We start from the raw sequence: 10,664 nt of genomic DNA on the forward strand, positions 1-10,664 counted from the left end.
ACCAAACGAGGGATTAAACTTTCCTTATCAACCTGCCACACGGTCACTAAAGTGCCTTTTTTCTGATTGAGGCCCAAAATTTCAATCTTGATCGATAGCGGCTTCCATAGGGTGTTGGAAACGGATCCCCGGCTAAGGCGCAAGGCAGAGCAGCAGTAACCTGTTGCAGAATGTGAGCAAATCCCACCCTTCTTCCCTCTGGTGTACTGACATCATAGCCAAGCTCTGCAAAGGCAATCCACTTGCCTTGATTTCCAGGATTAGCTGGATTCATAGAGTAATCAACGAACTTGGCAGGATCCACTGCTGCTTCAGAAGCCCTGGGCAAGGATCCGGCCATGGTTGCAGCTTTTGCCGACTTCACGTAAGGTCTAAGGACTCCGTCCCGCTGGCGCGAACAGTAGCCCAGACGTCTCACGCTAACCTGAAACAACCATATTAATTACTCCACCCCTTCGATTCTGTCCTCGATCTCCTGATACAGCTCCTGCAGACGCTCGATATTGGCCTGGGAAGTCTGCCAGTAGCCACGCCCATGCACCTCCAGCAGGGATCCGACAATGCGCCGGAAGGAGTGGGGATTGAGGTTCATCAAGCGCTGCCGCATCGCCTCGTCCTTGATGAAAGTCTCGTTGGTTTCCTCGTAGATCCAGTTGTCCACCGCGCCTGCCGTAGCTGACCAGCCGGAGGTGTTGACCAGCCGCTTGGCGATCTCCCGTACCCCTTCGTAGCCGTGCTTGAGCATCCCCTCATACCACTTGGGGTTGAGGAGCTTGGTGCGGGCGTCCAGACGGATGGTTTCGCTCAGGGTGCGGATCTGGGCGTTGGGCGTGGTGGTATCTGCCATGTAGGCCGAGGGGGCCTTGCCGTCGGGGCGCAGGCTTTGCACCAGCTTGGTGGGATCCGCGTCGAAGTAGTGGCTGACATCGGTCAGGCTGATCTCCGAGGAGTCCAGATTCTGGAAGGTCACATCCACCGTCTTCAAGCTGGCTTCAAAAAGCTGCCGCATCTGCTGGTTAGGCAGATTCGAGCCAAAGGCAAAGGACTTGCGGGATAGGTACATCTCCCGCAGCTCGCTTTCATCTTCCCAAGAGCTGTTTTCCACCGCCAGGTTGATGTTGGCCGAGTAGGATCCGGAAGCGTTGGAAAAGACCCGCGTTGCCGCCTGCTCCAACGTCAGCCCCAGTTCTTCTGCCTGCTGCAAGGCGTGCTTGCGCACAAAGTTCAGCTCCGGTGGCTCCACCGCTGCGGCCGCCAGCTTCACCGCCCGGTCGATCAGGTCCATCTGGTTGACAAACAGATCCCGGAATACCCCCGAGCAGTTCACCACCACATCAATGCGGGGCCGGCCCAGTTCCTCCAAGGGGATCAGCTCCACCTTGTTCACCCGCCCCAGGGCATCGGGTTTGGGTCGCACCCCCAGCAAACACAGCACCTGCGCCAGGGATTCCCCATAGGTCTTGATGTTGTCGGTGCCCCAGAGCACCACCGAGATGGTCTCCGGGTACTTGCCGCCGTTGCTGCTCATCTCGCGGGCCAGCAGCCGTTCCACCACGATCTCCGCAGACTTAATCGCGGCTGCCGTGGGGATAGACTGGGGATCCAAAGCGTGGATGTTGCGCCCTGTCGGCAACACATTGGGGTTGCGGATGGGATCCCCCCCCGGCCCCGGCGAAATGTACTCCCCTTCCAAGGCCCTCAGCAGGGATCCCAGCTCATAATCTGCCGTAATTTGCTTGAGGCACTCCTCCAGAAATTCAAACAAGGGCTTCAAAAGATCCGGATCCACCTGGGGGTAGCCCGCTTCTTTTAGGACTGCCAACCAGGGGGCTTGCCGGCCCATGTTGAAAAAGTTGAGCTTGGCCACCCGCGAGACCCGCCCCTGGGCGTCGGTCTGCTCCTGCACCAGCGCCGCCACCGCCTTCTGGCAGGCCTTGTTGATGCGATCCAGCAGCTCCGTATCCGCCAGGTGTCCCCGATCCCGGTTGCGGTAGATCTCGTCGATGTCCCGGCCCAGGCTTTGGGCAAGAATGCGCGGCAGACCCAGGATCCCTTCTTCCGGGCGGTCAATGCTGGCAATGCTCACCAGGGTGGCAATCGCCTCCTCTGCCGTGGGGGGCGCTCCAATGACGTGCAGACCACAGGGCAACAGCCGCGACTCGATCTCCATCAGCTGGGCGTAGAGCTTGCCCACCACCCTGTCCCGCTCTTCCAAGCTCAACTGGGCGGCGTCCCCCTGGGGCAACTCCACATCCTTGTCCAGGTTCACCAGCCGCGCCTTGTCGCAGATGGCGTTGACGATGGCGATGCCCCGCGCCCCCTCCCGCAGGGTTTGGTAGGAGCCGATCATCTCCCGCAGCTCTTGCAGCCCCTTGTAGAGGCCGGCGTTTTCTGCCGGCGGCGTCAGGTAGCTGATGGTGCAGGCGTAGCCCCGCCGCTTGGCAATAGTGGCCTCACTGGGGTTGTTGGCGGCGTAGTAGTACAGGTTGGGCAGGGATCCAATTAGATTATCCGGATAGCACTCGCCCGACATGCCGATCTGCTTGCCCGGCATAAACTCCAGGGATCCATGGGTGCCGAAGTGCAACACCGCATCCGCCCCCCAAACTTTCTCCAGGTAGGTGTAGTAGGCAGCAAAGCCGTGGTGGGGGCTGGCTGACCTGGAAAAAAGCAGCCGCATGGGATCCCCTTCATAGCCGAAGGTGGGCTGCACCCCGATGAACACATTGCCAAAGTGCTTGCCGTAGATGAGCAGGTTTTGCCCATCGGTATTCAGGTGCCCCGGCGCTGGCCCCCAGTACTGCTCGATGGCTTTCACGTAGGGTGTCAGCGCCTCGTATTCCCGCACCGACAGTTTGGCGGCCACATTCAGCTCCGGGCTGGCGTACTGGGCCTGGGGATCGTGCAGGATGGACTCCATCAGCTCCTGCGGGGTTTTGGGCAGCTCGGGGCCGAGGTCATAGCCGTTGTGGGCCAGGGCCTGCATCACCCGGTGAATAGAGGCAAATACATCCAAGTAGGCCGCCGTCCCCACATTGCCCTTGTCCGGCGGGAAGCTGAAAACGGTGATGGCGATCTTCTTCTCCAGCTTGGGCTTACGTCGCAGGTTGGCCCACTTAATCGCCCGCGCCGCGATCAACTCAATCCGATCCTGCATGGCATGGGCTTTGCCGGTGGCCGCGTCCCGCCCTGAGAGGATGATGGGATCAATGGCCCCGTCCAGCTCGGGAATGGCAATCTGCAGAGCCACCTGCACCGGGTGCAGCCCCAGGTCGCTGGCAGCCCATTCCTCCGTCGATTGAAACACCAAGGGCAGCGCCACCATGTAGGGGCGATTCAGCCGTTGCAGCGCTTCCACTGCTTTGGGGTGATCCTGCCGCGCCGGCCCTCCCACCAGGGCAAACCCGGTTAGCGACACGACCACATCCACAATGGGCGCTGTCTTCTGCGCGTTCCAGAAAAACTCGTTCACCGGCTTGGAGAAGTCCAGGCCCCCGGCAAACACCGGCACCACCCGCGCCCCGCGCGACTCCAGCTCTTGCACCATGGCCACGTAGTGGGCATCATCCCCCGTCACCAGGTGGGTGCGCTGCAGCACCAATCCCACACAGGGGGCCAAGGGATCCTTCACGTCCTGCGGCAGATCCTCGCGGGCGTTGTACCAATCCAAATACTCCGCCAGACTGGCAAACATCTGCGGCGCCAAGGGGTGCCAGATGCCCATCTCCAAATAGGTGACCGGCTCGGCAAAGGAGAGCTGCCCCCGCATACCCGGCAGGTAGCGATCCGCCAGCATCAGCAAAAAGTTCTCCAGGTTCTCGCGGGATCCCCCCAGCCAGTACTGGAAGCTGAGCATGAAGTTGCGGGCATCCTGCGCCTTGTCGAAGGGCAGATACTTCAGCACCTTGGGCAGCGTCTGCAGCAGCTTCAGCATCCCCTCCTGGAAGTTGGATCCCTGCTGGCGCTTGCGCATGAACTGGGCAATGGCGCTCTTGGACTGGCCTAGCTGCGCCATAGAAAAGGATCCCATCTTGTTCAGGCGCATCACCTCTGGCATGGAGGGAAACACCACCACCGCATCCAGCCGTTCCCGCAGGGGTTCTACCGCCTGCACCACCTTCTGGGCAATGTCTTCGATGAAGATCAAGGATCCAATAAAGACATTGGCCGTTTCCAGATCCCGCCGAAAAGCCTCATAGCCCGCGGGATCCCGCAGCTCCTCCACCAGATAGCCGGACAGCTCCACCGCCAGCTTGGAGTTGTGGGCGTTGATGTGCTGCACTGCTGCGGTCAGGGCACTCTGATATTGCGGCTCCAACACCACATACACCACCTTCATCAAGCGGCGATCCCCCACCTCGGCAGGGGTAACGTGGCGGGTGATGGGCTTAACCAGAGTAAACATGCGGTCGCTCTCCGTCCGGTGATGCAAACAGCCTACGGGTAAGCATTATCCCTTATGACCTGTTTCCCGTTCTACCCGAGAAACGGATCCCTGCTGGGGGCACGGAGGCAAGGCTGTAACAATTCGAAATAACCTTTGAGCCTCTGTAAGGGCAGAGGGATCTGATCACTCTGTGGGAGCCTTTCACGTTACCCTTAGCAAGGGAGCAGTGCAGTACGTTGTCTACGTTAAGGCTGCAGAGGATTGTTGAAGCAGAAGAGAATCGGCCAGGGTGAGTGAAGCGGAGTTAGCAGAACTTGTTTTGACTAAGCTTAAAGAAGCTGGGTTCGTAGTAACAGATGAAGGTAAGCTATGCCCTTCTGTCCTTGGTAAGGAGAGCTTGCGGCGGGTACACAGGCCTGCTCTTCAGTTAGAAATCGCTAACCGGCAAGATTGGCTTCGCCAATATCTTCCTAAATACCTCACCTTCTTCGCAGACGGTAACGAGATTATACCTGAGCGCATTGATCCGGTTTTAGTTGAGGTTACCAAACAGCAGCACCATGACCTCTTCCGCATAGCTCGGCTACTCTGGTCTATCCCGTTCTCCAAGGGATATGGGCGCCGCTCCCGGTTTCTAATCATAGACAAAGCTAATGACAAGCTGATCGGTCTGTTAGCTCTGCAGTCCCCGCCTCTTAGTTTTCCAGCTCGCGATCGTCTGTTTTGCTACCCCCCTGGCAAAAAAACGGAGATGGTTAACCAGACAATGGATATTCAAACTTTGGGCGCTGTGCCACCATATAACCGTCTCCTAGGTGGAAAACTGGTAGCGTTGGCAGCAGCGTCAAATGAGGTTCGACAAGCCTACTGGCACAAATACCTGGGTCGTGTGACTGAAATCGAACAGCGCATCCTAAAACCTCACCTAGTTGCACTTACAACCACAAGTGCTTTTGGAAGAAGTAGCCTGTATAACCGCCTGAGTTACAAAGGAATTCTTGTAGCTAAGTCTATTGGCTATACCGAAGGATACGGAGCTTTTCACCTAGCGGAACTTTACCCACTATTCCGAGAGTTTTTAGAAAACCAAGGCATTTCGACTCGCGGTGGCTTTGGTAGTGGGCCAAGGCGGAAATGGCAAATAATAGTGAAAGCCCTCAGACGGCTAGGTCTTTCAGATCAGCTCCTCTACCATGGCGTAAAGCGGGAAGTGTTTCTGTTTCGCCTGGTGGACAATCTGGAAGCATACATGGAAGGCCGTGACACTGAACCAATCTATCGCAATTTGCCATTCTCGGAACTGGTCGCCTGGTGGCGGGAGCGCTGGCTGCTGCCGCGAGCAGGGCGAGTGGATGGATGGCGGGCTTGGCGCAAAGAGGAAATCAAGAATATACTTCTGATGGAACAGAATAAGGCCACAGAGTAAAGATGGAGTAATTTGTAATGGAATCTGGAGAGCGTCCCTTTGGCGAACTTCCTGCTGCTTTAGTTGATGAGGTTCTCAAACGCACAGCGGATCTTGGTCAGAAACTGCTGGATAATTTTGAGCAAGTACGCACTCGTCGCGAGGAATGGCGAGAGGGCCTCAAGAGAGCAGGCTTGCTTCATCGCGATGCCGAGGTTCCCTATACGTCTGTTCCAACAACCTGCGGTGTAGATGGTTCCTATGCTGTTGAGCGATTGTTAGCCAGCGACCTGATTGCAGCAGCTGCTGTGGCTGTCGAAGGCTTGACGCCACCTTCAGAAACGCGCTACTGGCCCGAACCTCGCCACCGAATTTGGATAGAGACGGAGGCGCACGAAGCCGAAACGGGCACCATCCTGCGTGCTCTGATGATCGGTATGGAGTTAGAACTGGCAGCACAAGCGCCGCACGAGGTTGTCTTTATAGATGGCTCTCTCACGACCCCTCTCATTTACTTTAATCAGGCGCTGAACAAGAGTCAGGATGCTTTACATTTGCATACGACGGCCCGCTTTCTTGGGGGCGTGCTCTCGTTCCTGGAAGCTTACCGAACAGTATTGGCCTCAGCTCGAAGCGACCGTTGCTGGGTAGCGATACCCAAATATACGACAAGACGGGAAATTGGCCAGAAAATGGGCTGGCCTGATACCCACGACGATCGCGGACTTCTAAGTTTTGTGCTGGAGCCGGGTGAATACACAGGCCCTATGGTTCTCCAACAGCCTTCTCAACCCTGGCACTTGAATCTGGATCCACTCGCATCTAATCTCAAGCAAGAAGCAGAAGGCGTAACAAGGGAGATTGTTGCTCTACTGGGTGAAATCCGGGTCGTTTATTATCGTCCTTATCCCTGGCTTCCCGCTCTTCGAGTGGAGATGAACCCGAAGGTATCTGAAAATCGGGCGCGCCTGGCCACAGTGCTCCATGGCATTCGTCATCAATGCGGTACACCGGCGGTCATGGAGCCCTACCCCCTCTACATGGCGGATCGTATGGTCAAGCACTTGCCCAAGGCCATCCCTACGTTTCGGCAGGTTACCAGCCAGCATATCGCTGAGACGTATTTGGGGGACGTTAGTGAGGTTTTTCTAGGCCTGCATGGTTATCGCACCGAGTCAGGAGTCTGATCCTATGCCAACGAATAATCTTGATCAGCTTGTGGATGCAGCGGAACGGATTGGCGTGGTGGGGTCACCATCCTCTACCAGTGAATTGGCGCTGGACATCTTGGCCGGAGCCGTCAGCAAGAAGCTTGTGGGGGAACTGGCCCTGTTTCGCTATTACCAGGATGGGCTTTCTCATTATGCTTTGGGACAGATTACTGAGGTGAAACTGCGCAATGTCTGGCACGAAGACCCCACCATGCGCAGCCTGATTCGTCAGCGTGGGCGGGTGGATACAGTCAGCGAACGCCAGGATACCCATACAGGGGAGATGACGATCAGCGCCGTCTTCTCTGCTGAATCCAATGGCTACCGTCCCAGTATCCTGGGCACTGTCCCGGCTACAGGCACGCCCATTCATCTTGTCAATGATGCCGTTTTATCCGAATTGCTCTCGCCCTATCGTGACCAGCTTTTCTACCTGGGGCATGTCTATGGCTCAAAACCGCTTTTGCCCCTTTGGTTCAAACATTTCGACACTGGTCCCCAGGGTGCTGGCGAAGCCTACCATCTGGGCATTTTTGGCAAAACCGGTTCTGGAAAGTCGGTGCTGGCTAAGATGATCCTGCTGGCCTATGCCCGCTATCCCGGGATGGCACTCCTGGTCATTGATCCGCAGGGTGAATTTGCTAAAGAGGCGAGAGGTGAGGCAGTTCCAGGCGCATTCCAGTTGCGAATGAAAGAAGTCCTGGACAGGCTTGGAAAGCCGACCAATGTGCATAGCGTGAGGAATTTGGTGCTGGACCGGTGGAACTTGTTTGAACAGATCCTCTTGGAGTCAGGATTCTTTCAGCGGCTTGGCGTTAAAGCAGTCGAAAACCAGCGTCAGGCCGCAGAGGCCATAAGTGAGCAGTTGCAGAAAGACAGTGTACATCTTGCCGAGTTACACAAACGTGAGAGTTTCGATAAAGCGTGGGGATATTTGCAGGAAGAGCGTATTCAGGTGCGATTTTATGGTTCGAAGGAGGCTAGGGAACGAGTCCGTCAGCAGATGGCTGGTGCCAATCAGAATGACCTATATCAGACAATTTGGCTTCCTGTTACGCAACTGTTTCGTGAAGATCGATCAGGAGCACAGAAAGTAGAGCAGCTGTTGGCCAGCCTGTTTAACTCTGATCGAAATCAGCGGCCTCTCGTCGTGATAGACTTGTCTATAGAACAGGCAACTCAAACTGCTGCGAGTTGGAATACGCTCCCCCTTTTTGGTGGAGATCAATCCCAGCCGCAGAGTACTCCCTTGTTCTGGAATGAGACGATACAAGCGCTGGTGATCAAACGGCTATTGGAAGGTATTCGCACAGCGGCAGAATATGCCTATCGGCAAAGCCAAGGTCTCAACACACTGGTGCTGATAGATGAAGCTCACCGCCTTGCACCCCGTGAAGAACCTGAGAGTGAAGAGAAGAAAGCTGTACGGGGCATCTTGATTGATGCGGCACGCACCACTCGTAAGTACGGAGTAGGCTGGCTATTCATTAGCCAGACCCTATCCAGTCTGCACCGAGAGATTTTGGAGCAGCTGCGCATCCTTTTCTTTGGCTTCGGCTTAGGTATGGGAGCTGAATTCAAGACATTGAGTGAGCTAGTAGGTGGGCGTAGCAAAGCCCTTGATCTCTATCAGCTATTCCGTGACCCACACTCGTCCTTTGACACTGAAAGCCGAGAGTACTCATTTATGACCATTGGCCCAGTTTCTCCTCTCTCGTTTGCGGGTACACCGTTGTTCTTCAACGCTTTTAGCAATGCCGACGAGTTTTTAAGGGTCAACTTTAGTAGTGTAAAGAGCACGATGAAGTTAAGGGGATCCATCAACTACCTCCAAGTACACTAAGAAACCCAGCCCCCGGAAACGTGACTGCCTGATTCTAGAAGCAGTGACAGCGAGGCAGCCTGGCAAGCCACGGGGGCTATGCTAGGCCGGGAGGTTAGTCTTGAAGCTGAGATGCGCGCTCACTACCTGCAACATGTGCCGTTTGAGGGTCTTGGCTACATAGAGTCTTGGCTTGGAGCCAAGGGATACCCTGTAACAGGCACAAGGTTCTTTGAATCGACGAGATTGCCGAGCCTGGATGAATTTGACATGCTCATCGTCATGGGTGGCCCTATGAGTGCCAATGACGAAAGCACGTTTCCTTGGCTGGTCCAGGAGAAAGAGTTCATCCGCAATGCTATCGAGGCTGGCAAGTCTATTTTGGGCATCTGCCTGGGGGCGCAACTGATTGCCAGCGCAATGGGGGCTCGGGTGTTTCCAAATCCCGTTAAGGAAATAGGCTGGTGGCCGGTGCAAGGGATCCAACCGGCTAACGAGCTGGCCTTTCGCTTCCCGCCTTCGATTGAGGTTTTTCACTGGCACGGGGAAACCTTCGAGCTGCCCCCTGGTGCAATTCACCTTGCCAAGAGCGAAGGCTGTGAGAACCAGGCCTTTCAGCTTGGACGCTCAGTGATCGGCCTCCAGTTTCACTTGGAAACCACGCCAGAATTGGTGCAAGGGCTTGTCTCCCACTGCCGCAACGAACTGTTGCCATCTACCTATGTGCAGTCGGAAGCAGAGATCCTCTCAGCCTCCCCTGAGAAGTACCAAGCCATAAACCGTCTAATGGGCGAGGTTCTCTCCTTTCTCTGTCGCTCCGATCCCTAGGCCCCGCGCTGCGCTCTAGAGAGCGGCCAAAGCCGTAAGATGCAGATCTGCAAGCCAAAGTTCCAAGAGGATAGACGTGGGCCATCAGGTTTTGGGACTGGGGATCGCGGGTTGGTCGGCTGCACGGCTGCTGCGGGCCCAGGGAAAAGAGGTGTGGGTCTGGGACGAGCAGGATTCGGAGCTCTTGCGGCAACGGCAGGCGGAGCTGGAACGGGAAGGGATCCCTGTCCTCTGCAAGGTGTGCCTCGGCTCAACTGTGCCTGCGACTTGCAAAGCGTTATGAATCTTTGTTTGAGTCGTAATTGAGAGGAAATAGGTGAGCTATAATTCCTAATGGACTTTTCTTTTCATTGCAGGTTGGGTAATGCAAAAACAGGAAGTCGTTACATTACTGGCAAATCACCAGAACACTCTGAAGGACTTTGGCGTAAAGTCTCTAATGCTCTTTGGTTCAGTAGCAAGGGATGAAGCGCAAACAGACAGTGATATCGATCTGCTAGTAGAGTTTGACCGTCCAGTTGGATTGTTCACTTTTGTACGCTTGAAACGATATCTAGAGGAAATTTTAGAGAGTCCGGTTGATCTAGGTACGCCTGACTCCCTCAAGCCCTATCTGCAAGAATCCGTTCTCCGGGAGGTGGTTCGTGCCTTCTAGAGATTGGCAGAACAGAGTAAGATCGGAAATAGAGGCAATTAAGTTAGATGAGGATCCCTCTGGGCCAGGATATATGGTTGTTTCAGACTGCAGGAAAGCAACTTGGGGATCCCAGGTTCCCCTAGTCTGCTTTGGGAGACAGATAAGGGGTATGTTTGTGTTGGCCGGTTAGAGATCGAAGGCAGGGCAAATGTCCCAGACTTATTCGGAATGACTATCGCGAACGGAGCTATTGTACTGGCTACCGTCTCATCGCCATTTGAATTGACTATAAGTAAACACACAAGCTCTCAAGCACGGGGGGGCAACGGTGGGCATTGGATCCCGGGAACCAGGGATTCCAGCAAGCCGCTACA

The 10,664-nt window shown here is 55.5% G+C and carries 8 protein-coding genes; 6 read left to right on the forward strand and 2 right to left on the reverse strand.

The genetic code is table 11. The features are described 5' to 3' along the window. Positions 1 to 46: 46 nt before the first annotated feature. Positions 47 to 340 (reverse strand): hypothetical protein, encoded by a 294-nt coding sequence (locus NW843_RS00230; RefSeq protein ID WP_414521758.1) that lies wholly within the window; start codon positions 338 to 340, stop codon positions 47 to 49. Between the two features lie 102 nt (positions 341 to 442). Continuing rightward, a complete protein-coding gene (locus NW843_RS00235) occupies positions 443 to 4,405 on the reverse strand; it encodes a magnesium chelatase subunit H (protein ID WP_414521759.1) in 3,963 nt (1,320 codons plus the stop codon). A gap of 271 nt (positions 4,406 to 4,676) precedes the next feature. Between NW843_RS00235 and NW843_RS00240 the strand changes: the two genes are divergently transcribed. The 6 genes from NW843_RS00240 (at position 4,677) to NW843_RS00265 (ending at position 10,308) form a co-directional block, all read left to right on the forward strand. Continuing rightward, complete coding sequence (locus NW843_RS00240; protein WP_414348242.1) at positions 4,677 to 5,813, forward strand: Druantia anti-phage system protein DruA; 1,137 nt, start codon at positions 4,677 to 4,679, stop codon at positions 5,811 to 5,813. A gap of 17 nt (positions 5,814 to 5,830) precedes the next feature. Continuing rightward, positions 5,831 to 6,979 (forward strand): DNA double-strand break repair nuclease NurA, encoded by a 1,149-nt coding sequence (locus NW843_RS00245; RefSeq protein ID WP_414348239.1) that lies wholly within the window; start codon positions 5,831 to 5,833, stop codon positions 6,977 to 6,979. A gap of 4 nt (positions 6,980 to 6,983) precedes the next feature. After that, a complete protein-coding gene (locus NW843_RS00250) occupies positions 6,984 to 8,846 on the forward strand; it encodes an ATP-binding protein (protein WP_414521760.1) in 1,863 nt (620 codons plus the stop codon). A gap of 111 nt (positions 8,847 to 8,957) precedes the next feature. Continuing rightward, positions 8,958 to 9,653 (forward strand): type 1 glutamine amidotransferase, encoded by a 696-nt coding sequence (locus tag NW843_RS00255; protein ID WP_414521761.1) that lies wholly within the window; start codon positions 8,958 to 8,960, stop codon positions 9,651 to 9,653. 76 nt (positions 9,654 to 9,729) lie between these two features. Beyond that, the gene (locus NW843_RS00260; RefSeq protein ID WP_414381071.1) at positions 9,730 to 9,936 is read left to right on the forward strand and encodes a hypothetical protein; all 207 of its coding nucleotides are present in this window, start codon (positions 9,730 to 9,732) and stop codon (positions 9,934 to 9,936) included. Positions 9,937 to 10,017: 81 nt separating this feature from the next. Then, positions 10,018 to 10,308: a nucleotidyltransferase family protein gene (locus NW843_RS00265; RefSeq protein WP_414521762.1), complete on the forward strand. Its 291-nt coding sequence runs from the start codon at positions 10,018 to 10,020 to the stop codon at positions 10,306 to 10,308. Positions 10,309 to 10,664 lie beyond the last annotated feature (356 nt).

The organism is Synechococcus sp. R5-12 (genome assembly GCF_047502655.1).
Taxonomy (GTDB): domain Bacteria; phylum Cyanobacteriota; class Cyanobacteriia; order Thermostichales; family Thermostichaceae; genus Thermostichus.